We start from the raw sequence: 23,700 nt of genomic DNA, 5'->3' as shown, positions 1-23,700 counted from the left end.
CACCACGGGGTCAGCGTCCGGGGATCACTGCCTGCCGAAGGGGGGCCCCTGCGGAGGCATCTGGCCGCCCTGCGGGGGCGGGTAGTGGCCCTGCTGCGGGCCGCCGAACGGTGCTCCCCCGGCCGGCGGGGCCGGTGGCGCGGCGGGCGGCTGCGGCGGAGCCGCCTGAGCCGGGGGCGCGGGCGGCGGGGTTGCGCTGGTCTTCTCCTGCTCCTCGGGGGTCTCCGAGCGGATTCCCTTGAGCGCGGAGGCCGCCGGCGGTGTGGAGCCACCGGCAGTCAGCGGACCGGGCACCTCCTGCCGGGCGACGGCCTCGGCTTCGCGGACTGCTTCGGCGACCTTCGGGTCGGTGCTGGTGTCGAACCAGCTCGCCACTTCCTCGTCGTCCATCGCCGGGGACGGGGTTTCCTCGGCGGGCGGTTCGTAGCGGAACACCCCGTCGTCGCCCTTGGTCCCGAACTGGCGGGCGAACCCTTCCAGAGCCTTGCCGAAGTCGCTGGGCACCAGCCACACCTTGTTGGCGTCGCCCTGGGCCATCTGCGGCAGGGTCTGCAGGTACTGGTAGGCCAGGGCCTCCGGGGTGGGTTTGCTGGCCTTGATCGCGGCGAACACCTTCTCGATGGCCTTGGCCTGTCCTTGCGCCTGCAGGTAGCGGGCGGCGCGCTCACCTTGGGCGCGCAGGATGCGGGACTGCCGTTCGGCCTCGGCGGACAGGATGGCCGCCTGCTTGGAGCCCTCGGCGGCGAGGATCTGACTTTGCTTTTGTCCCTCGGCGGTCTTGATGGCGGCTTCCCGCTCACCTTCGGCGGTGAGGATCATGGCGCGCTTCTCGCGGTCGGCGCGCATCTGCTTTTCCATCGAGTCCTGGATGGACGGCGGCGGGTCGATCGCCTTGAGTTCCACCCTGGCGACGCGGATGCCCCACCGGCCGGTGGCTTCGTCGAGTACCCCGCGCAGTTGGCTGTTGATCTGGTCGCGGGAGGTCAGCGCGTCCTCCAGCGACATGCCGCCGACCAGGTTGCGCAGCGTGGTGGTGGTGAGTTGCTCGACACCCACGATGTAGTTCGAGATCTCGTAGACCGCGGCGCGGGAGTCGGTGACCTGGAAGTACACCACCGTGTCGATCGAGACGGTGAGGTTGTCCTGGGTGATGACCGGTTGCGGTGGGAAGGACACGACCTGTTCCCGCAGGTCCACGCGGGCCCGGACCTTGTCCAGGAAAGGCACCAGGAAGTTGAGTCCCGGTCCGGCGACCGTGCGGAACCGGCCGAGTCTTTCGATGACCGCCGATTGTGCTTGCGGAACCACCATCAACGACTTCGAGATCGTGATGATCACGAAGAGGGCGATGATGGCGACCACGATCCAAGTTGTCGCGTCCAAGACGCTAACTCCTAACTGCCGTTCGGTTGTGGACACCGCGGGGCGGTGTCAGGGTGAGGCCGAGACGACGGCGGTGGCGCCGGAGATCTCCACGACCGTCACCGTCGTTCCGGGCTCGATTACTTCGTTGGTCAGGCTGCGGGCCGACCAGACTTCGCCGGCGAGCTTGACCTGGCCGCCGTCGCTGTTCACGACTGAGAGCGTCACCGCGCTGGTGCCCAGCAGCGCTTCGGTGTTCGTGCGCACACCGGTCCCGGAGAGGAAGCGGCGCTTCAGGGCGGGCCTGGCCAGGACGATGAGCGCGACGGAGGAGACGGCGAACACGAGGACGTCGACGATCGGGTTGCCGCTCAGCGCCGCGGAGCCCGCGCCGGCCAGCGCTCCGATGCCGAGCATCACGAGAACGAAGTCCCCGGAGAGCACTTCGGCCGCGACCAGGACGAGTCCGACGATGAGCCAGATGATGGCCGCTGTCATGGGCCTATGCTCCCAGATCCCCGATCACGATATCGGGTAGCCGTCACGCCGTGTCTCAGCCGTTACCTTCCCTCTGTCACGTCACGCGGTGTCGTCGGTGACGAAATCGATCAAACGCTCGACCGCCCCGAGCAAGGGTGGTTCCAGGTCGCGGAAGCTGGTCACGCCCGCCAGGACGCGCCGCCAGCCCTCGCCGGGGTTTCCCCAGCCGAGTGCCGCGCACACCCCGGTCTTCCAGTCCCGCCCCTTGGGGACGGTGGGCCAGGCGGGGATGCCGACGCTGGCGGGTTTCACCGCCTGCCACACGTCGACGTAGGGGTGGCCGGTGACGAGGACGTGCTCGTGGTCGATCGCGGAGGCCAGCCGGGACTCCTTGCTGCCGTCCACCAGGTGGTCGACCAGGATCCCCAGGCGTCGGCCCGGAGCCGGGTCGAACGCGGCGATGCGCTCGGCGAGCCCCTCCACGCCGTCGAGGGGTTCGACGACCACGCCTTCCACCCGCAGGTCGTGTCCCCAGACCCGTTCGAGGAGTTCGGCGTCGTGCAGGCCCTCCACCCAGATCCGGGAGCCGCGGGCGACGCGGGCGCGCAGCCCGTCGAGGCGGACGGACCCGGACGCCGAGCGAGCCGGTACGGCGCGCACCGGGGCGCGGGGTGGGGTGAGGGTGACGGGGTCGCCGTCGAGGAGGAACGCGGCGGGCCCGAACGGGAACACGCGGTGGCGGCCGTGGCGGTCCTCCAGCACGACACCGCCGGGTTCGCAGCGCACCACCGCGCCGCAGAACCCGCTGGCGGCGTCCTCCACCACGAGTCCCGGTTCGGCGGGCACCGAGGGGGTCCGCCGGCGGCGGCGCGGGGTGGCCAGCACGTCGTCATAGGAGTGGGAACGCACGAGCAGTGACCGTAGTCGGCGAGGCGGGTGGTGCTCGCCTCGCCACGCCGGGACGGGGTGGTCAGAACAAGGGCCAGGGCAGGGCGCGCCAGTCACCGCGGGGTGCGGGGAAGACCCCGGCGGACAGCAGCGCGTCGGCGCGGTCGGCGACCGCGCCGATCTCGGCCGCCGTCAGGTGGGGGGCGAGCGCGGTGGCGAGGTCGTGGTCGAGGGCGAAGCGGAGTTTGCGGAGTTTGTCGACGACGTCGTCGGGCAGGGGTTCGCCGATCCAGCCCCACAGCACGGTGCGGAGTTTCGGGTCGGTGTGCAGGCAGATGCCGTGGTCGACGCCGTAGACGAAGCCGTCGGCGCCGTGGAGGACGTGCCCGCCCTTGCGGTCGGTGTTGTTGACGACGACGTCGAGCGCGGCGAGTTCGGCGACGCCGGGGTGGTCGGCGTGGGCCAGGACGACGGGGCGGTCGTCGGCGTCGGCGGCGTGCAGCACCACACGCCAACCTTCGGGGAGGTCCTCGGGTGGGAACACCTCGACGAGGTCGCCGTCGTCGACGGTGTCGATCCACAACTGCACCATGCCCTCCCCCAAGGGCCCATCCCGCAGCACGGTCGGGGGCACGTGTCCCAACCCGATGGCGTCCGAGATCAGGTAGGTGGCGACCTCGCGTCCGGCGAGGGTGCCGTCGGGGAAGTCCCACAGGGGCCGCTCCCCCGCCACCGGCTTGTACACGGCGTTCGCGGTGAGTCCGTCGAGTTCGACGGTGCAGAACAGGGTGAGGTTGGAGGCGTCCACGACCCGCCCCCGGACGTCGAGGGTGCCGTGGGTGATCAGGTCGAGGGCCGCGGGGTCACCGGCCCGCACGTGGTCGACCACCGTGGGGTCAGTCCTCGTCGGCCAGCTCGGTGCCGCGCCGGTATCCGTTCTGGCGGGGACAGATGTGCCCGGAGGGGTCGAGGGGTTCCCCGCACAGCGGGCAGGGTTTCCGGCCGGCGTTGACGACCCGGTCGGCGCGGGCGGCGAAGGCGCGGGCGGCGGCGGGGGTGAGGAACACCCGCACGGCGTCGGGGCCTTCCTCGGTGTCGTCGAGCACGACGGCTTCGTCGATCTCCGTGTCGGTGATGGCGAGCAGTTCGATCACCACGGATTTACTCTCGGCGTCCCAGCCGAGTCCCATCGTGCCGACCCGGAACTCCTCCTCCACGGGCACGTCGAGGGGGTCGGTGTCGATGAGGTCGTCGGTGACGTCGGCGCCGGTGTCGGCCCCGAAGCGGGTGGCGATCTCCTCCAGCAGCGACGTCAGGCGTTCGGCCAGCACCGCGACCTGCTGCTTTTCGATGGTCACGCTGATGGTGCGCGCGTCCTCGCGGGCTTGAAGGTAGAACGTGCGGTCACCGGGCGGCCCGACGGTGCCCGCGACGAAACGGTCGGGTTGACGGAAAACGTGAATGACACGAGCCATGGCACCTACGACCCTATGCTAATTGCGGCGCCGGAGCGCGTTCGGGGGCTGGAGTCTCACTCAAGATCTTCTAGGCTGGCGCAATGCCTTCGATCGCACCTTACGGCAGTTGGACGTCACCGATCAGCGCGCACGACGTCGCCTCGGCCGGGGTCACCCCGCACTGGGTGGACGTCGTGGACGACACGGTGTGGTGGGCGGAGTCCCGGCCCGACGAGAACGGGCGCGTGGCGGTGGTGCGCCTCCTCGACGGCGAGGTGGAGGACATGCTGCCCGCGCCGTGGAACGCGCGCAACCGCGTGCACGAGTACGGCGGCCGCCCGTGGCTGGTGGTCGGTGACCTGCTGGTGTTCACGCACTGGGACGATCAGCGTCTGTACGCGCGGGATCTGCGCGACGGGACCGTCACGGCGCTCACCCCGGCCCCCGAGCACCCTCACGGGGTGCGGTTCGCCGATCTGCGGCCGGGGCCGCCCGGTGAGGTGTGGGCGGTTCGGGAACGGGTGACCGGCTCGGGCCGCGCCGACGTGGCACGGGATCTGGTGGCGGTGCCGGTGTCCGGGGGCGAGCCGCGGGTGTTGGCTGTCTCGCACCACTTCCTGTCCTCCCCGCAGCTGTCCCCCGACGGTCGGCACGCCGCGTGGTTGGGGTGGGACCATCCCGCCATGCCGTGGGACGCGACGGTGGTGTGCGTGGCCGAGGTCCGCGCCGACGGCACGTTCGGGCCGCACCGGGTCGTGGCGGGCGGCGACGGGGTGTCGGTGTGTCAGCTCGACTGGGACGGTCCGGGTGCGCTGCTGGTGATCGCCGACCCCGGCGGGTGGTGGGTGCCGCACCGCGTCACACTCGACGCCGACCGGGCGTCGCTGACCCCGTTGACCTCGGTGGAGCGGGAGTTGGGTGGCCCGCTGTGGAAGTTGGGGTCGCGGTGGCTGACCCCGCTCGGTGGGGGCCGGTACGCCGTGCTGACCGCGCACGGGCTGGCGGTGCTCGACGAGGCCACCGGAGAGGTCACGCCGGTGGCGGAGGAGCTCACCGCGTGGACCCCGACGCTCGCGCGTCACGGCCACGGGGTGGTGGGGGTCGCGGCGGGTCCGCGGCGCGGCGCCGCCGTGGTGCGGGTCGATGCGCGGGACGGCACGGTGACCGACCTGACACCCCCACCGCCGACCCCGCCCGCCGAGTACCTGCCGGTGCCGCGGGTGCGGTCGTTCACCGCCGACGACGGCAGCCGCATCCCCGCCTACGTGTACGCGCCGCACAACCCCGACCACGTCGGCCCCGAGGGGGAGAAACCGCCGTATCTGGTGCACGTCCACGGCGGGCCCACCGGCCGTAACCACGCGGTGCTCGACTTGGACTTCGCCTACTTCACCAGCCGCGGGATCGGGGTGGTGGCCGTGGACTACGGCGGCTCCACCGGATACGGCCGCCGCTACCGGGAGCGGCTGCGCGGCCAGTGGGGCGTGGTCGACGTGGCCGACTGCGCCGCGGTGGCGCGGACCCTGGTCGAGGAAGGGGTGGCCGACGAGCGGCGGTTGGCGATCCGGGGTGGCAGCGCGGGCGGGTTCACCGCGGCCGCCTCCATCACCTCGCAACGCATCTACCGGGCCGCCACCGCGAAGTACCCGATCCTGGACCTGCTGCCCTGGAGCAGCGCCGGTGGGGAGACCCACGACTTCGAGTCCCGCTACGTCGAGGGCCTGGTGGGGCCGCTGCCGGACACCGACGGCCGCTACCCGGCCCGCTCCCCGTTGCACAACCTCGACTCACTCGCCGGGCCGGTGTTGCTGTTGCAGGGCCTGGAGGACGAGATCTGCCCACCCGAGCAGGCGGAACGGTTCGTGGCCGCCCTCCACGGCAGCGGCATCCCGCATGCGCTGGTGACGTTTGCGGGGGAACAGCACGGTTTCCGCAAGGCGGAGACGATCGTGGCCGCCCTGCACGCCGAACTGGCCTTCTACGGGCAGGTGTTCGGGTTTGCCACCCCCGGCGTGCCGCCGGTGGAGTTGCGGCGGTGACCCGATGACCGACCGCGGGAACAGGCTCGCCCCGGTGCGGGCGGGGGACACGGTGGCGCTCGTGGCGTGTTCGAGCCCGGTGGACGACGACGCGCTGCGGCGGGGCGTGGCGGTGTTGGAGTCCTGGGGGTTGCGGGTGCGGCTCGGCGCGAGCGTGCGCGCGCGGCACCCGAGGCTGGACTACCTCGCGGCCACCGACGCCGACCGGGCCCGCGACTTCGAACGCGCGTGGCGGGACCCGGAGGTGCGCGCGGTGATCGCGGTGCGGGGCGGCTACGGCGGCCACCGCGTGATCGACCTCGTGGACTGGGACGCGGTGCGCCGTTCCGGGCCGACCGTGTTCGTCGGCTCCAGCGACGCCACGGCCCTGCACGCGGCGATCGCCGCGTTCGTGGGGGTGCCGACGGTCCTGGCGTCGATGCCGGCCACCTCCTACTTCGACGAGGTGGCCGCCGACCACCTGCGCAAGGTGTTGTTCGACCCGGTCGGGGCGCGGACGCTGGCCAGTCCGGCGGCGGAGACGCTGTGTCCCGGCCGGGCCCGCGGCCGGTTGGCCGGCGGCAACCTCTCGGTACTCGCCGCCGGCGTCGGTGCTCCGGAGTTCCGTCCGGCGCGCGGGGCGATCGCGGTGTTGGAGGATCTCGACGAGGAGCCTTACCGGATCGACCGGATGCTGACCCAGCTGCTGCGGGCGGGCTGGTTCCGGGAGGTGGCGGGGCTCGCGCTCGGGTCGTGGACCGACTGCGGGAACGACCGGGACGTGGTGCGGGAGGTCCTGCTCGACCGGCTGGCCCCGTTGGGGGTGCCGATGGCCTGGCAGGTCAACGTCGGTCACCATCCGGGGGCGTTCGCGGTGCCGTTGGGGCTGACCGCCGAGCTCGACGCCGATGCGGGCACCCTCACCGTCGTGGCCGAGGAGTGACCCCACACTCTCCCCTTTCGGCCGCGACGGCACCGGCGCGGGGCCGCCTAGGCTGTCGGGGTATGCGCATGGACGCGGCGACGGCGCGGCGGTTGTTCACGGCGGCGCGGGTGGCGCGGTTGGCCACCGCGGACGCCGACGGGGTTCCGCATCTGGTGCCGGTGACGTTCGCCTGCGACGGCGACGACGTGGTGTGGGCCGTGGACGCGAAACCGAAGACGACGCGGGCGTTGCGCCGGTTACGCAACATCGCCGTGAACCCGGTCGTGTCGCTGCTGGTGGACCACTACGACGAGGAGTGGTCCCGCCTGTGGTGGGTGCGCCTGGACGGGCACGCCACGATCAACCCGACCGACGAGGCGGCGGTGGCGGCGCTGGCGGCCAAGTACGAGCAGTACCGGCGCACCCCACCCGCCGGGCCCGTGGTGCGGGTGCGGGTCAGGACGTGGCGTGGCTGGTCGGCGTCTCCTCCGCCCGCCGCTCCTCGGCCCGGTGCTCGGTGACCGGGTGGCGCCGCCACGCCTCGATCAGGCCGAGCGGGTCCGGTTTGAGCAGCGACGCGGCCCCGTAGAGGCTGGCGGCGATCACACCGATGATGAACCACCAGTCGTAGAGGCTCTGCTCCCCGGTCGGGTAGTACACCAGCACCAAAAACATCGACACGGCCACCATGACGGCGAGGTGCACGCGCCGCCACGGGAACGCCGACAGGATCACAAAACCCCACGTCAGGTACCACGGCAGCGTGGGGGGCGCGAAGATCGCCACGGCGAGCAGCGTGATGCCCATGCGCATGATGGCTTCCCGGCCACCGTGGCGCGCCTTCCACCACTGCCACACCATCACCCCGACCAGCGCCAGCCACGCCGCCCCGCGCGCCACGGTCACGAACGGTGACGACGGCACGTCGACGACGAGGTTCACCAGGGTGTGGGCGATCTCGCCGAGTCCGGTGGGGAAGTTCAGCCAGTTCGCGATCAGCTGGGGGGCTTGCAGGCCGGTGACCCACCCCAGGTTGAACGAGCCCAGCGACACCCAGGTGCCGACCGTGAACACCACCCCGAAGATCGCCAACGACGGGACGACCGCCTTGACGAACCGGCGGAACAGGCTCTCCTCACCCGGCAGCCGGTTGGCCCACACCCACACCAGGAACGGCAGCGCCACGGCCGCGGTCGGTTTGATCAGCATGCCGACGGTGACGAGCGCGATCGCCAGAGCATGCTTGCGTTCCAGCGCGGCCCACACGCCGATGGTGAGGAACGCGAGCATGAGCAGGTCGTTGTGCGGGCCACCGACGAGGTGGATCACCATCATCGGGCTGGCCACCGTCAACCACATGGTCACCGGCAGCCGTCCCCCCAGATGACGCACCAGCTTCGGCAGCGCCCACAGCAGACCGGCCAGCCCGGCGAGCATGATCACCCTGGTCAGGATGACCCCGGCGATCATGTTGTTGCCGGTGATGGCGACGGTGTGCTTGGCCACCAGCAGGTACAGCGGCCCGTACGGCGCCGGGGTGGTCTGCCACAGCCAGTGCACGTTCTGCACCACGTCGGGCAGCACGTCCAACGCGGCGGGCCCGTAGTCGTACGGGTCGAGCCCGTGCAACAGCTGCGCGCCCTGCCCGAGGTAGGAGAACACGTCACGCGTGAACAGCGGCGGCGCGATCAACAGCGGCGCCATCCACGCGAACGCGGCGATGACGATGGGACGGGCACCAATCCGGCCGGCGAGGGCATAGCGCCCCAACCGCACCCACGCCCACACCACCAGGCCGAACCCGACGTAGAGCACGGCGGTGGCGAGGGCGTGCCCGTGGCCGTAGCGCATCCACGACAGCGGTCCGGTACCGATGATCGGGTCGCGCACGAGGATGCCCCCGGCGCCCAGGGACGCGAGCATCAGTACCACACTGCCGACGACACCCATCGCGATCGTGCGGTACGGGAACTGGGACATCTCCCCGGCACGGGCGTGCCGTGCCGCTGCGGTCTCCTCCGCGGGCGTCTCGGCGCTCGGCGCGGAATCGGTCGTGGTGGCCATACTGCGTTCTGAGGTTACACACCGCGACGGAATGCGCTCGCCGAAGGTGTCGGCAACGCCTCCAACAGCGAGATGGTGTACTCGTGTCGGGGATTGAGCAGCACCGTCTCCACCGGGCCGTGCTCGACGATCCGGCCCTGCCGCATCACCGCCACGCGGTCGGCGATGGCCCACGCCAACCCGAGGTCGTGGGTGATCACCAGCGCCGACAACCCGAGCTCCCGCCGCAGCCGCAGCAGCAACGCCAGGATCTCGTTACGCACCGTGGCGTCGAGGGAGGCCACCGGTTCGTCGGCGATCAACACGCTGGGCCGACACGCCAACGCGCCCGCGATCACCACCCGCTGCCGCTGCCCACCGGACAGCTCGTGGGGCAGCCGTGACAGAAACCGCTCGGCGGGGCGCAACTCGGCGGCCTCCAACGCCTCGACGACGAGGTCCCGTTCCTCCCCCTCCAAGCCGTGGATGCGAGGCCCTTCCGCCACCGCCTCGTACACCGTGTGGCGGGGGTTGAGCGCGCTGGTGGGGTCCTGCAACACCAACTGCACCTGTCGCCGGTAGGCGCGCAGCCCGGAGGTGGAGGTCGGCAACAGCGCACCGTCGAACACCACCGACCCCGACGTTGGCCGCTGCAAGCCGAGCAGGGTGCGCGCGAGGGTGGTCTTGCCCGACCCCGACTGCCCGACCAGCGCCACGATCTCGCCCCGCCGCACCCCCAGGTCCACGCCGTCGACCGCGCGCACCACACGCCGGGACCGGTCCCGGAACGTCACCACCAGATCGCGGGCGGCCAGCAGCTCCTCCCCGCCCGCGTCGGCGCTCTCCTCCTGTGGGGAGCGGTCGTCGACCATGCGGGTGTCGGGGTCGCCGATGCGGTGGATCGCCGCGGCCAGCGCGCGGGTGTGCTCGTGGCGGGGCGCATCGAACACCTCGCTCGACGGCCCCTGTTCCACCAGCTCGCCCCGATACATCACCGCGATGCGCTCGCAGGTCTGCGCCAGCACCCCCAGATCGTGACTGATCATGATCAGCCCGATCCCGCGCCGCGCCACCAGCTCGCTCAGCAACCGCAGCACCTGGTCCTGCACCACCACGTCCAACGCCGTGGTCGGCTCGTCGGCCAGGATCAGCTTCGGCTCGCACGCCAACGCCATCGCGATCATGACGCGCTGCTTCTGCCCGCCGGACAGCTCGTGCGGGTAGGCGTTCGCGCGTTCCGGCGGCAGGTCCACCTGCCGCAGCAGCTCCGCCACCCGATCTTTGGTCGCCCCGTTGGCGGTGGTGTGCAGGCGGATCGGCTCGGCGATCTGCTCCCCCACGGTGCGCACCGGGTTCAGCGCGTGCATCGCGCCCTGGAACACGATCGACGCCGCCGACCACCGCACCGCGCGCAGCCGCCCCCACCGCATGGTGTTGACGTCCTCGCCGTCCAGCAGCACCTCACCGGTCACGGTCGCCGACTTCGGCAGCAACCGCAGCACACTCATCGCCACGGTCGACTTGCCCGACCCGGACTCACCCGCGATGCCCAACGTCTCACCCGCCCGCAGCGTGAGGTCCACGCCCCGCACCGCGGGCACCTCCCCGCCCGGCGTGCGATAGGTGACCCCCAAGTCACGTATCCGCAGCAGCGGCGTCTCCGGGGACTCCGGCGCCATCACTGTCCTTTCAACCTCGGGTTCAGCACCGTCTCCAGCGCCCGACCCACCAGCGTGAACGACAACACGATCACCACGATCGCCAGTCCCGGCGGCAACAGGTACCACCACGCGCCCGCGCTCACCGAACCCGACGACAACGCCGTCTGCAGCATCGACCCCCACGAGATCGCGCTCGGATCACCCAACCCGAGGAACGACAACGTCGACTCGGCGATGATCGAGTTACCGACCACCAACGTCGTGTTGGCCAACACCAGCGGCAGCACCGCGGGCAACACGTGCCGGCCCAGGATGTGGGCGTGTCCGCCGCCGAGCGCGCGAGCCCGTTCCACGAACGGTCGGCTCTCGATGGTCAACGTCTGGGCCCGCACCAGACGGGCCGTCGCCGGCCACGACGTCACCCCCACCGCGAGCACGATCGTGGCGATGCCCTGCGGCAGCACCGTCGACAACGCGATGGCCAGCACCAGCGACGGCAGGACCAAAAAGAAGTCGGTGAACCGCAACAGCACGCCCGACACCCAGCCGCCGAAGTGCCCGGCCACCAGGCCCACCAGGGTGCCGATCACCACCGACAGCACCGTCGCCGCGAACCCCACCAGCAGCGACACCCGTGCGCCCCACACCGTCAACAACAGCACCGACCGTCCGTCCACGTCGGTGCCCAACAGGAACTCCGCGCTCGGCGGCTGCAGCGGGGTGCCCGGCGCGGTGGTCACGTCCAGGTCCGCCTCGTCGGTGAACAACGGCGCCGTCACCGCCAACAGCACCACCGCCACCAGCACACCCAACCCGATCAAGCCACCGCGCTGGGAGCGGAACTCGCGCCACACCGACGCCGCCGCCGCGCGGCGCCGCTGCCACACAGGAGAGGTCATGACTCACGCACCCTCGGGTCCAGCACCCGGTACAGCAATTCGGCCAGCAGATTCATCACCAGCACCGATCCCGCCAGCACCACGAACACGCCCTGCAGCAACGGCAGGTCCGGGCCGCGCAGCGCCTCGTACGTCAGCAGGCCCAGCCCCGGCCACGAGAACACCGTCTCCACCGTGACCGTGCCCGACACCACCATCCCGAACTGCAGGAACACCAACGTCACCGTCGGCAGCAACGCGTTCGGCACCGCATGCCGCCTGCGCACCAGGTCGTCCCGCAGCCCCTTCGCCCGCGCCGTGGTCAGGTAGTCGGCGCCCATCTCCTCCAGCAGCGACGACCGCATCACCAGCATGTACTGGGCGTAGATCACCGCCAGCAACGTCACGCACGGCAACACCAGGTGGTGCGCCACGTCGAGCACCTGGGCCACTGGGTCGTCCGGGATCACCGGCGAGCGCATCCCCCGGCTGGGGAACAACCCCTGGGTGGCGATCAACAGCAACAGCCCCAGCCAGAACTGCGGCACCGACCACAACGTCAACGCCACCCCGGTGTTCACCCGGTCGAACGCGCTGCCGCGCCGCCACGCCGCCCGCACTCCCAGCCACAGGCCCAGCGCCACCGCCAGCGCCGTCGCCGTGCCCACCAGCAGCACCGTCGGCCAGAACCGCTCGCCGATCATCTGCGCCACCGGCCGGTTGTACATGTAGGAGGTGCCCAGATCCCCGCGCAGCAGCCCCAGCACGTAGTCCAGGAACTGCTCGGCCATCGGCTTGTCCAACCCGAGACGTTCCCGCAACGCGGCCAACTGCTCCGGGCTCGTGGGCCGGTCCCGCGTCATCGTCGCCACCGGGTCCCCCGGAATCATCCGGAACAACAGGAACCCGAGCACCACCACCAGCGCGAAACTCGCCAGCGCCCCACCCAGCTTCGCCGCGACGAAGCGCACCGTGGGCCCCACACCGGCGACGCCGCCGCGCCGGTCCGTTCCCTTATGGCCCGGACCCGGCGCGGCGGCGGACGAGGTCAACGTCACGGTCGACGTCACTCCCTGTCGTCGATCGAGGAGCGGCGCCGCACCACCACGGTGCCCCCGACGGCCACCAGCACCAGCGCGCCCGCGCCCAACGCCAGCCACGCGCCCGTCGACAGCCCCGAGGACTCCCCACCGGCGGCCTCCACCGGCTCGGCACCGTAGAAGCCCCAGTAGCCGGTCTGCTCCATGATCTGGCCCTCACCCTCGGGCTGCTGCACGAAGCCCGTGAACCGGTCGGACCGGTAGGCCTCCAACACGTTGTCGTAGCCCAGCACGAAGCTCGGGACCATCTCGTAGTAGCGCGCCTGCGCCTGCTTAACCAGCGTCGCCCGCTTCTTCGGGTCCAGCTCCGCCGCCTGCTTGGCGTACAGCTCGTCGTAGGTCTCGTCGCAGAAGAACGCGTTGCTACTGCTACTGCCCGACGCCGCGGGCAGCGCCGCGCACGTCTGCTTGGCCAGGATGTAGTCCGGGTCCGGGTTCGTGCCCCACCCCGAGAACGCGAGGTCGTAGTGACCCGACGACGTGGTCTCGTCCACCTCGTTGTCCGACACCAGGTTCTTCGTCACCGCGATCCCGACGTCTTTCAACCAAGACACGATGTAGTCGCTCGCGCGCTGCGCGTAGTCCTCACTGGCGCGGCCGGTCAACCGGAACTCCAACCGCCTGCCCTCGGAGTCCACCCGGATCCCGTCCGGGCCCCGCTCGTAGCCCGCCTCGTCCAGCAACGCGTTCGCCGCCTCCGGGTCGAACGTGTACCGCTCGTCCTCCGAAGGCTGGTAGTGGAAGTCCTCGTAGATCGGCGGCACCAACCCGCCCGGCAACTCGCCGTACCCGCCGAGCACCTTGTCCACCAGCACCTTCGGGTCGATCGCCATCGCGATCGCGCGCCGCACCCGCACGTCCCGCAACGCGGGGTGACCGTCACCGATCTCGTCGCCGTCGGCGTTCCGCGCACCGGGGTTCATCAACAACTCCCGGTACCGCCGCCCGGACGCCTGGTTGGTCTCCACACCGGGCTCGTTCTTCAAGCTGTCGAACTGCGCCCGCGTGAGCCGGTTGACGAAATCGACCTCGCCGTTGCGCAACGCGTTCACCGCCGCATCGGCGTTTTCGAACTTGATGAAGTGCAGCTCGTCGTAGGCCGGAGCGCCCCGCCAGTAGTCCTCGTTCGCCGTCATCCGCACCAGCTCGTTCGGCCGGTACTCCGCGATCAGGAACGGCCCGTCACCGACCCCCACGACCTCGACACTGTCGGTGACCGGGTCGTGCATGTCCTCGATCTGCGACCACACGTGCTCCGGCACGATCGGCACGTCCAACGCCGTCATGCTCGCCTGCGGCTGCTTCGTCTTGATCACCAGCGTGCGCTCGTCGGGCGCGGTGACCTCCTCGAAGTTCTCGACGTAGCTGCCGTTGGCCTCGGCCGCCTTCGGATCGGACATGATCTTGTTGAACGTGAACGCGGCATCCTCCGCGGTCACCGGCTCACCATCCGACCAAGTCATCCCCTCGCGGATCGTGAACGTCCACGTGAGCTTGTCCTCCGACGCCTCCCACGACTCGGCGACCCCACCCGTCGGGGTGGCGTCCTCCGCCGAGGGCAACGTGAGGAACTCCCACGCGAACCGGCCGATCATCGCGCTCGACGCGAAACTGGCCGTGAAGGGGTTCAGGTGGTCAATCTCCTGCACCAACGCCACCCGCAACACCCGCGGCGAGTCCTCCTGCGCCGTCGCCACGGGCACCAGCGACCCCACCGTCAACAGCGTTACGGCCACCGCGCCCACGGACGCGAGCCGACGCCGAACACGAGTCCACCTCACTATGTACACCTCACTGGGATACGAGAGGATGCCGGAGCGGAAAAGTAATCACTCCTCACATCGCGATGTCAACGATTTGCGGGCCCCGGTGTGCAACCTGTGACATCCCGGCTAGGTTGGACACCCGTGAGGATCATGATTTCCGCCGACATGGAAGGCGCCACCGGTGTCACCTGGACAGATGACGTCGTCCCCGGCACCGAACAGTGGCAACGCTTCCGCCGCCTGCTCACCGGCGACGTCAACGCCGTCATCGCGGGCCTCGCCGAAGGCGGCGCCACCGACATCCTCGTCAACGAAGCGCACTCCTCCCAGCGCAACGTGCTCCTGGAAGACCTCGACCCCCGCGCCCGCATGATCACCGGACGCCACAAACCACTGTCGATGATGGAAGGCATCGACACCGGCGTCGACGGCGTCGTCTTCCTCGGCTACCACGCCGGCGCGGGCTGCGACGGAGTCCTCTCCCACACCTACCTGCCCAACCAGATCACCGGCGTCTGGCTCGACGGCGTCCCCGCCAGCGAAGGCCGCCTCAACGCCGCGCTGGCCGCCGAGTACGGCGTCCCCGTCCTCCTCGTCAGCGGCGACGACAAAACCTGCGACGACGCCCACGACTACGCACCCGACGCCGCCACCGTCGCCGTCAAGGAATGCGTCAGCCGCTACGCCGCCATCTGCCTCCCCCCGTCCCGCACCGCCGCCGACCTCACCGCGGCCGCCACCGAAAGCATGCGCCGCGCCGGACGGGGAACCCCCATCACGACCCCACACCACATCGACGTCGAGTTCGACGCCAGCCACCTCGCCCAGGCGGCCGCCGTCATCCCAACCGTCGAACAAACCGGCGTCCGAACCGTCGGATTCGACGCCGACACCATGACCGACGCCATGAAAGCCTTCAAGATCGTCACCGCCATCGCCGACGGCGCCGTACAAGGCAAATACGGCTGACGAACCCCGCAAACCGAACCACGAACCAACACAAGGGCGGTGTGACCCAGTGACAGCCGACGTCGTGGACCTTTGCGCACAACTGGTCCGCTTCGACACCACCAACCACGGCGCAGGTGACGCCCGAGGCGAACGCGACGCCGCCGAATTCTGCGCCACCGTCCTCTCGGGCGCCGGAATCGAACCCACCATCCTCGAATCCGCGCCCCGACGCGCCAACGTCGTCGCCCGCGTCCCCGGAACCAACCCCGACCTGCCCGCACTCCTCGTCCAGGGACACCTCGACGTCGTCCCCGCCGACGCCAGCGAATGGACCGTCGACCCCTTCTCCGGCACCGTCACCGACGGCTACGTCTGGGGACGCGGCGCCGTCGACATGAAAGACTTCTGCGCCACCGTCCTCGCCGCCCTCCACTCCCTCGCCGCCACCGGACGCCGACCCCGACGCGACATCGTCCTCGCCTTCGTCGCCGACGAAGAAGACCGCGGCGAATACGGAGCCCACTGGCTCACCACCCACCACCCCGACCTCTTCGCCGACTGCGCCGCCGCCATCAGCGAATCCGGCGGCTACACCTACCACGTCCGCGACACCAACGGACGCAAGATCCGCCTCTACCCCATCGGCACCGCCGAACGCGGCACCGCCCACCTCAAACTCACCGCCCGCGGCCGCGCCGGCCACGGCTCCCGACGCAACGACGACAACGCCGTCACCCGACTCGTCGGCGCCGTCCACGCCCTCGCCGCCCACAACTGGCCCATCGTCCTCACCCCCACCGTCGAAGCCTTCCTCGAACGCACCGGCAAAGCCCTCGGCGTCGACATCGACCTCCAGGACGTCGACGCCACCCTCGACCGCCTCGGCGACGCCGCCCCCCTGGTCGAATCGACCGTCCGCAACAGCGTCACCCCCACCGTCCTGTCCGCCGGATACAAGGTCAACGTCATCCCCGGCACCGCCGAAGCCCGCGTCGACGGCCGCGTCCTCCCCGGCACCGAGGAAGCCCTACTGTCCGAAGTCGACGCCCTCATCGGCCCCGACATCGAACGCGAATTCCTCTCCCGCAGCCTGCCCGTCCAAGCCCCCGTGGACTCGCCGTGGTTCGACGCCATGAGCGACGCACTACGCTCCCAAGACCCCGACGCCGTCGTCGTGCCCTACTGCCTCGGCGGCGGCACCGACGCCAAAGCCTTCAGCCAACTCGGCATCGACTGCTACGGCTTCGCACCCCTGTGGCTGCCCGAAGGATTCGACTACCGCGCCATGGCCCACGGCATCGACGAACGCGTCCCCGTCGAAGGCCTCCGCTTCGGCACCCGCGTCCTGGAACACCTGCTCGTCCACGCCTGAGCCACCCGGTGGTGGCGGTCACGACCTCTCCACCCGGACGTCGTGACCCCCACCACCGGACAACAACGACGCCAACTCCCGCCCCTCCTCCACCACGGCGGCCCGCTCCCTTCCCCCCAGCCGCCGCAACGGAGTCACCACCACCCCCGACTCCCCGACCTTCCACGTCGCGGCGACCCTCCCGTCGACCAGAACCACCCGCTCCCCGGCCACCGACAATCCACGATGGACCTCGTCCACGATCCGACCACGGTCCCGATACCCGAGAATCGCGTTGTCGAACGCGGGCAGAAACCGCACCGGAGCGGGCGTGTCGGGATCGGGACGCGGAGCATCGGGAAGATCGAGCAGCTCCCGACCCCGCTCGTCACGGAAGGTCACCAGCTCCTCCCGCACCGCGGCCACCGCGGCGGGCAACCCCGCAAGCCCACACCACGCCCGCAGATCGGCCGACGTCGCGGGACCGAAAGCGGCCAAATACCGCCGCACCAACGACTTCCCGACCGCGTCCGAACCGTCCTCCACCGACGGCTCCACCTCACGACCCACCCACGCCGACAACAGCACGTGACGCACCCCCGCTCTCACCCGCCACAACCCCCGCGGCGGCCTCTGCACCACCGGCACCACGGCGACCACCATCTCGCCCAACGCCCTCACCCCCACCCCCGGCCAACGATCAGCCAGCACCTCGACGATCTCCCTCGTCGACCGAGACTCCCCGTCAGCCAGAACCTCCCGCCCCGCCGCCGCCAACTCATCGAGATCCACCCCCGCCAGCTCACGGCGATAAACCCCCAGCACCCGCTGCCGCAGCATCGCCTCGTGCCGAGCCCGCCACGCCACAGCGTCCTCCGCGGTGACCAAATGAACAGTGCGACGCATGAGATGCGTCCTCACCACCCGCCGACCGAGCAACGCATCGTCCAACATCGCCGGCTCGAACGCACGCACCCGCGACCACAACCCCACGAACGGCTCCTGCGGCTCCTGCGCCTGAAGACCACACAGCCGCGCCACCGCCTCGGGAACGGACAACTCGGCACGCGCGAGCAGCAACTGCCGGGCCAACGTCGCACGGTTCAACGCCCGGTCGTCCAGAACAGTCATCGACTCCACACCCTCCACCTCGCCCACGGACACGACAAGGATCCCGGACACGGAAGGCCGGACGCCGTCCGCCTCGCCCGGCACCTCCCGCAGTGGAGGGTGATCATGCCAACACCGCTCAATCGGTTCAGGTGAGGTGACGCACCCGCCCCGCCACGGACGCGGCCGATAACATCCCGAGTACAAGCACTGAAATCGTCAGCAGGAGAAACGTCATGACGCAGGCCCCTGTCAACGTCACCGTCACCGGCGCCGCCGGTCAGATCGGCTACGCGCTGCTGTTCCGCATCGCGTCCGGCCAACTCCTGGGCCAGGACAAGCCGGTCCGGCTGCGCCTGCTGGAAATCCCGCAGGCGGTGAAGGCGGCCGAGGGTACCGCCCTCGAACTGGAGGACGGCGCCTTCCCACTGTTGGCAGGCATCGACATCTTCGACGACCCCAAGCAGGCCTTCGAAGGCGCCAACATCGCCCTCCTCGTCGGCGCTCGCCCCCGCACCAAGGGCATGGAGCGCGGCGACCTGCTCGAAGCCAACGGCGGCATCTTCAAGCCGCAGGGTGAGGCCATCAACGCCGGTGCCGCCGACGACATCAAGGTGCTCGTGGTCGGCAACCCGGCCAACACCAACGCCCTCATCGCCAAGGCCCACGCCCCCGACGTCCCCGCCGAGCGGTTCACCGCGATGACCCGCCTCGACCACAACCGCGCCATCGCCCAGCTCGCCAAGAAGCTCGGCGTCAGCGTGTCCGACATCAAGAAGATGACCATCTGGGGCAACCACTCCGCCACCCAGTACCCGGACATCTTCAACGCCGAGGTCAAGGGCCAGAACGCCGCCGAGGCCGTCAACGACCGGGAGTGGCTGGAGAACGAATTCATCCCGCGCGTCGCCAAGCGCGGCGCCGAGATCATCGAGGCGCGCGGCGCGTCCTCCGCCGCCTCGGCCGCCAACGCCGCCATCGACCACATCTACAACTGGGTCAACGGCACCCCCGAGGGCGACTGGGTCTCCATGGGCGTGCCCTCCGACGGCTCCTACGGCGTCCCCGAGGGCCTGATCTCGTCGTTCCCCGTGGTCTGCAAGAACGGCTCCTACGAGATCGTGCAGGGCCTGGAGATCAACGAATTCTCCCGCGCCCGCATCGACGCCTCCGTCGCCGAGCTCGTCGAGGAACGCGACGCGGTGACCAAGCTCGGCCTCGTCTGAGCCCCGTGGGTGGAGGGCCCACGTCGGTGACCGGCCCTCCACCCACCTAGATCACTTCTTCCACACGATCGGCTTCTCGGCGTAGTCGTCCCGGTTGTACGCGGCTCCCACCACGTCCACGCCCGGCCACGACCCCACCACCGAGCACGACTCGTAGGACGCGCCCGCCGTCTTGAAGTCCGCCTCCGCCGACGCGGTCACGCACTTGCCCTCGATGTCCCCGGTGACGAACACACCGGTGAGCTCCCCGTTGGCCGCCACCGGCTGCAAGTCCACCGTGCTGAACGACAGGTCGGTACCCCCGACGTTCTCCACGGTGAACTTCACGAAGTACGGCACGAGCCCTTCGGCATTTTCGAAGTCCGCCAAATCCGCCTCGGAGCCCTTCTCGATCTCGGTCACGGTGATCCCGATCGTGCCCTTCGAGGAACCGTAGGTGTACGGGATCGTGGCCGTCTCACCCAGCTTCAGCTCGGTACCGGGCGGCGTGATCTCCTGCTTGGCGTCCTTCGCGGAGGTGGCGGGAGTTTCGGCCGAGCCGGTCGGGGCCTGACTCGTGGTCGCGGAGTCGTTCGCGGCCCCGGCGTCGGAAGTGTCTTCCTCCGCGCCACAGGCCGGCAACAGCCCGACCGCAACCAGTCCTAGCACGGCGGCGGGGACGACACCACGCTTACGCATGTACAGCATTCCTCCAATTGGATCATGGAAGTTACGCTGAATGCATATAGCAGGGCCACTCCCGGCCCCCTCCCGCTGCCCCATGACACTGTGGCGGAGTCGGTTCCCCTCTCCGGCGTCTGGGCGGTTTTGGTCGGGAGGGAATGTTCTTGGTGCCGTGGTACGCGGGGTAGGCATCACCCGAGCCCCAGCGTATAGGTCGTTATACACTGGGGTGTCGTCGCGACCGAAGCCCTGACACCATGAAAGGCGAGAGCACACCGACGCTCCCGTCTCGGCCATGAACACCACGGCGACACCGAACCAGTTCACCGCCTACGGCCTCTCCCACTGGGCGGTCCTCACCGTGTTCGCCGTCGGCGCCGCGCTCCTCGTCCTCCTCGGCCGAGCACACCGCCACTCCCCCACGACACGCCGTCTCAGCCGTGTCCTCGGCGCGGGGCTTCTCGCCATTCACGTCGCCGCGCTCGGCTACACCCTGACCTCCCCCGCCTGGGACCTCGTCGACAGCGTCCCCCTCCACCTGTCGGACCTCGCCGGGTTCGTCGCCGCCTACGCGCTGCTGACGCGGGCCCGCTGGGCCTACGCCCTCACCTACTACTGGTGTCTGACTCTCTCCCCGCAGGCCCTGTTCTTCCCCGTGCTGGACAGCCCCGACTTCCCCCACCACGAGTTCCTGGCATTCTGGGCCCTTCACCTGCTCGTCGTGTGGGCCGCCCTCTACCTCACCTGGGGCTTGGGCCTGCACCCCACCTGGCGCGACTACCGCACCACCGTCGCGATCACCGTGGGCTGGGCCGCGATCGCGATGCTTTTCAACAGCGCCACGGGCACTAACTACGGCTACCTCAACCGCAAACCCCACACCGGTTCGGTACTCGACGCCCTCGGCCCCTGGCCCTGGTACCTCGTGATCGAAGCGGTCCTCGTCCTCACCGCGTGGGCGCTGCTCACCTGGCCCTGGACCGGGGGAACGCGCCCGGCACGGCGACGCGACCGCGTGGGCGGCCTGTCGAACTGACCGCCCACGCGCGCTTCCTAGGCTCCCATCAGCCCACGGCGCTTCAACAACGGCTCGATCTCCGGGTCACGGCCACGGAATCCCCGGAACGACACCATCGGATCCCTGCTCCCGCCCCGCGACAACAGCTCCCGCCGGAAGTGGTCGCCGTTCTCCCGCGTCAGACCGCCGTTCTCCCGGAACCACTCCACCGTGTCGGCGTCGAGCACCTCACTCCAGATGTAGGAGTAGTAGCCGGCCGAGTAGCCATTGCAGAAGATGTGCGCGAAGTACGTGCTGGCATACCGCGGCGGCACCTCCGCCATCGCCACCCCGGCCTTCTCCAACGCCTGCTTCTGGAACGCCGCCACGTCGTCGACCGCCGTGTCGGCGTCCACCGTGTGCCACGCCAGGTCCAGCAACGACGCGGCCAGGTACTCCGTGGTCGCGAAACCCTCGCCGTAGGCGCGCGACTCCCGCAGCTTCTCCACCAGCCGCTGCGGCAGCGGCTCACCCGTGCGGTAGTGGCGGGCGTAGTTCGCCAGCACCTCCGGCCACAGCACCCACATCTCGTTGACCTGCGACGGGAACTCCACGAAGTCCCTCGGCACGTTCGTGCCGGCCAACGTCGGGTACCGCGTGTCCGACATCAACTCGTGCAAGGCGTGCCCGAACTCGTGAAACGCCGTCTCCACCTCGTTGAAGGTCAGCAGCGTCGGCTCACCCGCGGGCGGCTTGGTGATGTTCAGGTTGTTCACCACCACCGGCTTGCGACCCAACAACCGCGAGGGCGTCCGGTAGGAGTTCATCCACGCACCGCCGCGTTTGGACTCCCGCGCGTAGTAGTCCCCCAGGAACAACCCCAGCGGGCTGCCGTCGGCGTCGAACACCTCGAACACCCGCACGTCGGGGTGGTAGGTCGGCAGGTCGTGGCGCTCGGTGAACGTCAGCCCGTACAGCTTCGTCGCCGCGAAGAACACCCCGTCGCGCAGCACCCGGTCCAGCTCGAAGTACGGGCGCAGCTCGGCGTCGTCGACGTCGAACCGGCGCTTGCGCACCCGCTCGGCGTAGAACGCCCAGTCCCACGGCTCCAGCGGGTGGTCGGCACCCAACCGCGCGATCTCCTCGGCCAGCTCGGCCGCCTCGGCGCGAGCGTTGGACACCGCCACCGGGGCCAGCCGGTGCAGCAGATCCGTGGCCGCCCGGACCGAGCCCGCCGTCTGGTCCTCGATCACGTACGCGGCGTGGTTCTCGTAGCCCAGCAGCGCGGCCCGCTCCGCGCGCAACCGCGCGATCCGCGCCAGCACCGCCTTGTTGTCGTGCTCGTTGTCCCGATTGCCGCGCGCCATCGACGCCCGGAACAGCCGTTCCCGCACCTTACGGTTCTCCAACGACGCCAGCAGCGGCTGCGCCGTCGGCAACGACAGCGTCAGCAGGTACTTGCCCTCCTCGCCCCTGGCCGCGGCCGCCTCGGCCGCCGCCGCGATCGTGCTCTCCGACAGGCCCGCCAGCTCCTCGCGGTCGGACACCAACACCGCGAGGTCGTTCGTGTCGGCCAGCAGGTTGTCCTGAAACCGGGTCGACAGCGACGACAGCTCGGTGTTGAGTTCCCGCAACCGCTCCCGGTCGGCCTCCGGCAGCGCCGCGCCGGCGCGCACGAAGTCCAGGTAGTAGCGGCGCAGCAACCACGCCGACTCCTCGTCCAGGTCGAGCGAGTCCCGTTCGGTGTAGAGCTTCTCCACCCTGGCGAACAACGCCGGGTTCAGGTGGATGGCGTCCGAGTGCGCGGCCAGCTTCGGCGCGACCTCGGCGTGCACCGCTCGCAACGTGTCGTTCGTGTGGGAGGCGTGGAGGTTGAAAAACACCTGCGAGACTCGGTCGAGCAGCTGCCCGGAACGTTCCAACGCCACGATCGTGTTGTCGAACGTCGGCGGCTCCGGGTTGTTCGCGATGGCCTCCACCTCGGCGGCCTGTTCCGCCATCCCCGCCTCGAACGCGGGCAGGAAATGCTCGCCCGAGATCCGGTCGAACGGCGGCAACTCGTACGGCAGGTCGCTCGCCGTCAACAGCGGGTTGTCCGCAGTCGTCACGATCAATCCTTTCGTCCCGTCGATCCCCCGACCTCCGCGTCGGAGGACAGTCCGCGGCCCCTGCGCCGTCGTTTCGGCGCGGACGGCACGATCCCGCTCAACTCGCCCCCGCAGTCGTTCACACGCAGCACGAACGGCCGGGTCTCGGTGTAGCGGATCACCGACACCGACGCCGGATCGACGACCGTGCGTTGGAACATGTCGAGATGTTGTCCGAGCGCGTCGGCCAACACCGCCTTGATCACGTCACCGTGGGTGCACGCCACCCACACCGCCCGTTCCCCGTGTTCGGCGGCGATGCGCGCGTCGTGCTCCCGGATCGCTCGCACGGCACGGGCCTGCATCTGCGCCAGCCCCTCACCACCGGGGAAGACCGCGGCCGACGGCTGAGACTGCACCACCTTCCACAGTGGCTGCTTGGCCAGGTCCTTGAGCCGACCGCCCGACCACTCACCGTAATCGACTTCGGACAGCCGCGACTCGGTGCGCGGGGTCAGTCCCCTCGCCTTCACCAGGGGCGCCACCGTCTGCCTGCACCGCAGCAGGGGTGAGGTCAGCACCGCCGCCAACGGCACGTCCGCCAGCCGCGCCACCAGCCCTTCCGCCTGCGCCCGACCCGTGTCGTCCAGGGCGACCCCCGGGGTGCGGCCGGCCAGCACGCCCGCGTTGTTCGCCGTCGACCTGCCGTGCCTGAGCAGGATCACAGTAGCCACGAC

The 23,700-nt window shown here is 70.1% G+C and carries 21 protein-coding genes; 7 read left to right on the top strand and 14 right to left on the bottom strand.

The window, feature by feature from the left end; all coding sequences use genetic code 11:
- Positions 1-24: 24 nt before the first annotated feature.
- The 5 genes from SACGLDRAFT_RS10605 to SACGLDRAFT_RS10585 all read right to left on the bottom strand — a co-directional run bounded on the left by SACGLDRAFT_RS10605 (position 25) and on the right by SACGLDRAFT_RS10585 (position 4,205).
- On the bottom strand, positions 25-1,383 hold the full coding sequence (locus SACGLDRAFT_RS10605) for an SPFH domain-containing protein (RefSeq protein WP_005464430.1): 1,359 nt from the start codon (positions 1,381-1,383) through the stop codon (positions 25-27).
- 48 nt (positions 1,384-1,431) lie between these two features.
- Positions 1,432-1,860 carry an NfeD family protein gene (locus tag SACGLDRAFT_RS10600; protein WP_005464428.1) on the bottom strand — a complete coding sequence of 143 codons (429 nt, stop codon included), beginning with the start codon at positions 1,858-1,860 and terminating at the stop codon, positions 1,432-1,434.
- Between the two features lie 81 nt (positions 1,861-1,941).
- Positions 1,942-2,751: a DUF3097 domain-containing protein gene (locus SACGLDRAFT_RS10595; RefSeq protein WP_005464426.1), complete on the bottom strand. Its 810-nt coding sequence runs from the start codon at positions 2,749-2,751 to the stop codon at positions 1,942-1,944.
- A 61-nt stretch (positions 2,752-2,812) separates the two neighbouring features.
- Complete coding sequence (locus SACGLDRAFT_RS10590; RefSeq protein ID WP_005464424.1) at positions 2,813-3,619, bottom strand: SCO1664 family protein; 807 nt, start codon at positions 3,617-3,619, stop codon at positions 2,813-2,815.
- A 7-nt stretch (positions 3,620-3,626) separates the two neighbouring features.
- The gene (locus SACGLDRAFT_RS10585; protein WP_005464422.1) at positions 3,627-4,205 is read right to left on the bottom strand and encodes a DUF3090 domain-containing protein; all 579 of its coding nucleotides are present in this window, start codon (positions 4,203-4,205) and stop codon (positions 3,627-3,629) included.
- Between the two features lie 83 nt (positions 4,206-4,288).
- Here SACGLDRAFT_RS10585 and SACGLDRAFT_RS10580 point away from each other — a divergent pair, with 83 nt between their 5' ends.
- From SACGLDRAFT_RS10580 to SACGLDRAFT_RS10570, 3 genes are all read left to right on the top strand, one after another.
- Positions 4,289-6,226: a prolyl oligopeptidase family serine peptidase gene (locus SACGLDRAFT_RS10580; protein WP_005464420.1), complete on the top strand. Its 1,938-nt coding sequence runs from the start codon at positions 4,289-4,291 to the stop codon at positions 6,224-6,226.
- A 4-nt stretch (positions 6,227-6,230) separates the two neighbouring features.
- Entirely contained in the window at positions 6,231-7,148 is a 918-nt protein-coding gene (locus SACGLDRAFT_RS10575) for a S66 peptidase family protein (RefSeq protein WP_005464417.1), read from the top strand.
- A gap of 62 nt (positions 7,149-7,210) precedes the next feature.
- Entirely contained in the window at positions 7,211-7,651 is a 441-nt protein-coding gene (locus tag SACGLDRAFT_RS10570; RefSeq protein ID WP_005464415.1) for a TIGR03668 family PPOX class F420-dependent oxidoreductase, read from the top strand.
- Here the strand turns inward: SACGLDRAFT_RS10570 and mptB are convergent.
- The 5 genes from mptB to SACGLDRAFT_RS10545 are packed head-to-tail and all read right to left on the bottom strand — an operon-like array spanning position 7,587 to position 14,593.
- Positions 7,587-9,194: a polyprenol phosphomannose-dependent alpha 1,6 mannosyltransferase MptB gene (mptB, locus tag SACGLDRAFT_RS10565; protein ID WP_005464413.1), complete on the bottom strand. Its 1,608-nt coding sequence runs from the start codon at positions 9,192-9,194 to the stop codon at positions 7,587-7,589. The genes SACGLDRAFT_RS10570 and mptB overlap by 65 nt on opposite strands.
- 14 nt (positions 9,195-9,208) lie before the next feature.
- Positions 9,209-10,852: a dipeptide ABC transporter ATP-binding protein gene (locus SACGLDRAFT_RS10560; protein WP_005464411.1), complete on the bottom strand. Its 1,644-nt coding sequence runs from the start codon at positions 10,850-10,852 to the stop codon at positions 9,209-9,211.
- On the bottom strand, positions 10,852-11,733 hold the full coding sequence (locus SACGLDRAFT_RS10555; RefSeq protein ID WP_005464409.1) for an ABC transporter permease: 882 nt from the start codon (positions 11,731-11,733) through the stop codon (positions 10,852-10,854). Before SACGLDRAFT_RS10555 ends, SACGLDRAFT_RS10560 begins: the two co-directional genes overlap by 1 nt.
- Entirely contained in the window at positions 11,730-12,770 is a 1,041-nt protein-coding gene (locus SACGLDRAFT_RS10550) for an ABC transporter permease (RefSeq protein ID WP_005464407.1), read from the bottom strand. The genes SACGLDRAFT_RS10555 and SACGLDRAFT_RS10550 overlap by 4 nt, the downstream gene beginning before the upstream one ends.
- 8 nt (positions 12,771-12,778) lie before the next feature.
- Entirely contained in the window at positions 12,779-14,593 is a 1,815-nt protein-coding gene (locus SACGLDRAFT_RS10545; protein ID WP_005464406.1) for an ABC transporter substrate-binding protein, read from the bottom strand.
- A 135-nt stretch (positions 14,594-14,728) separates the two neighbouring features.
- Here SACGLDRAFT_RS10545 and SACGLDRAFT_RS10540 point away from each other — a divergent pair, with 135 nt between their 5' ends.
- Both SACGLDRAFT_RS10540 and SACGLDRAFT_RS10535 read left to right on the top strand, forming a co-directional pair.
- Complete coding sequence (locus tag SACGLDRAFT_RS10540; protein ID WP_005464404.1) at positions 14,729-15,547, top strand: M55 family metallopeptidase; 819 nt, start codon at positions 14,729-14,731, stop codon at positions 15,545-15,547.
- Positions 15,548-15,596: 49 nt separating this feature from the next.
- Complete coding sequence (locus SACGLDRAFT_RS10535) at positions 15,597-16,901, top strand: M20/M25/M40 family metallo-hydrolase (protein ID WP_005464402.1); 1,305 nt, start codon at positions 15,597-15,599, stop codon at positions 16,899-16,901.
- Between the two features lie 18 nt (positions 16,902-16,919).
- Here SACGLDRAFT_RS10535 and SACGLDRAFT_RS10530 read toward each other — a convergent pair whose 3' ends face one another.
- Complete coding sequence (locus SACGLDRAFT_RS10530) at positions 16,920-18,011, bottom strand: winged helix DNA-binding domain-containing protein (protein WP_040919845.1); 1,092 nt, start codon at positions 18,009-18,011, stop codon at positions 16,920-16,922.
- Positions 18,012-18,226: 215 nt separating this feature from the next.
- Here SACGLDRAFT_RS10530 and SACGLDRAFT_RS10525 point away from each other — a divergent pair, with 215 nt between their 5' ends.
- Entirely contained in the window at positions 18,227-19,216 is a 990-nt protein-coding gene (locus SACGLDRAFT_RS10525) for a malate dehydrogenase (protein WP_005464398.1), read from the top strand.
- 51 nt (positions 19,217-19,267) lie between these two features.
- On the opposite strand, the gene SACGLDRAFT_RS10520 is transcribed toward SACGLDRAFT_RS10525, so the two are convergent.
- A complete protein-coding gene (locus tag SACGLDRAFT_RS10520) occupies positions 19,268-19,894 on the bottom strand; it encodes a hypothetical protein (protein WP_005464396.1) in 627 nt (208 codons plus the stop codon).
- A 280-nt stretch (positions 19,895-20,174) separates the two neighbouring features.
- Between SACGLDRAFT_RS10520 and SACGLDRAFT_RS10515 the strand changes: the two genes are divergently transcribed.
- On the top strand, positions 20,175-20,915 hold the full coding sequence (locus SACGLDRAFT_RS10515) for a YwaF family protein (RefSeq protein ID WP_005464394.1): 741 nt from the start codon (positions 20,175-20,177) through the stop codon (positions 20,913-20,915).
- A gap of 17 nt (positions 20,916-20,932) precedes the next feature.
- On the opposite strand, the gene SACGLDRAFT_RS10510 is transcribed toward SACGLDRAFT_RS10515, so the two are convergent.
- Together SACGLDRAFT_RS10510 and SACGLDRAFT_RS10505 are read right to left on the bottom strand one after the other, a co-directional pair.
- Positions 20,933-22,984 carry a M3 family metallopeptidase gene (locus SACGLDRAFT_RS10510; protein ID WP_005464392.1) on the bottom strand — a complete coding sequence of 684 codons (2,052 nt, stop codon included), beginning with the start codon at positions 22,982-22,984 and terminating at the stop codon, positions 20,933-20,935.
- Between the two features lie 2 nt (positions 22,985-22,986).
- Complete coding sequence (locus SACGLDRAFT_RS10505) at positions 22,987-23,697, bottom strand: histidine phosphatase family protein (protein ID WP_005464390.1); 711 nt, start codon at positions 23,695-23,697, stop codon at positions 22,987-22,989.
- Between the last annotated feature and the right edge of the window lie 3 nt (positions 23,698-23,700).

The organism is Saccharomonospora glauca K62, assembly GCF_000243395.2.
In the GTDB taxonomy this organism is placed as follows: domain Bacteria; phylum Actinomycetota; class Actinomycetes; order Mycobacteriales; family Pseudonocardiaceae; genus Saccharomonospora; species Saccharomonospora glauca.
Note: the sequence above shows the minus strand (reverse complement) of the source record. Positions and strands in the feature narration are given on the sequence as shown.

Excerpts from the sequence above, each read along its gene's own strand:
- SACGLDRAFT_RS10560 (WP_005464411.1), bottom strand. The coding sequence starts at position 10,852 with ATGGCGCCGGAGTCCCCGGAGACGCCGCTGCTGCGGATACGTGACTTG.
- SACGLDRAFT_RS10600 (WP_005464428.1), bottom strand. The coding sequence starts at position 1,860 with ATGACAGCGGCCATCATCTGGCTCATCGTCGGACTCGTCCTGGTCGCG.
- SACGLDRAFT_RS10515 (WP_005464394.1), top strand. The coding sequence starts at position 20,175 with ATGAACACCACGGCGACACCGAACCAGTTCACCGCCTACGGCCTCTCC.
- SACGLDRAFT_RS10530 (WP_040919845.1), bottom strand. The coding sequence starts at position 18,011 with ATGACTGTTCTGGACGACCGGGCGTTGAACCGTGCGACGTTGGCCCGG.
- SACGLDRAFT_RS10580 (WP_005464420.1), top strand. The coding sequence starts at position 4,289 with ATGCCTTCGATCGCACCTTACGGCAGTTGGACGTCACCGATCAGCGCG.
- SACGLDRAFT_RS10570 (WP_005464415.1), top strand. The coding sequence starts at position 7,211 with ATGCGCATGGACGCGGCGACGGCGCGGCGGTTGTTCACGGCGGCGCGG.
- SACGLDRAFT_RS10575 (WP_005464417.1), top strand. The coding sequence starts at position 6,231 with ATGACCGACCGCGGGAACAGGCTCGCCCCGGTGCGGGCGGGGGACACG.
- SACGLDRAFT_RS10540 (WP_005464404.1), top strand. The coding sequence starts at position 14,729 with ATGATTTCCGCCGACATGGAAGGCGCCACCGGTGTCACCTGGACAGAT.
- SACGLDRAFT_RS10585 (WP_005464422.1), bottom strand. The coding sequence starts at position 4,205 with ATGGCTCGTGTCATTCACGTTTTCCGTCAACCCGACCGTTTCGTCGCG.
- SACGLDRAFT_RS10555 (WP_005464409.1), bottom strand. The coding sequence starts at position 11,733 with ATGACCTCTCCTGTGTGGCAGCGGCGCCGCGCGGCGGCGGCGTCGGTG.
- SACGLDRAFT_RS10520 (WP_005464396.1), bottom strand. The coding sequence starts at position 19,894 with ATGCGTAAGCGTGGTGTCGTCCCCGCCGCCGTGCTAGGACTGGTTGCG.
- mptB (WP_005464413.1), bottom strand. The coding sequence starts at position 9,194 with ATGGCCACCACGACCGATTCCGCGCCGAGCGCCGAGACGCCCGCGGAG.
- SACGLDRAFT_RS10525 (WP_005464398.1), top strand. The coding sequence starts at position 18,227 with ATGACGCAGGCCCCTGTCAACGTCACCGTCACCGGCGCCGCCGGTCAG.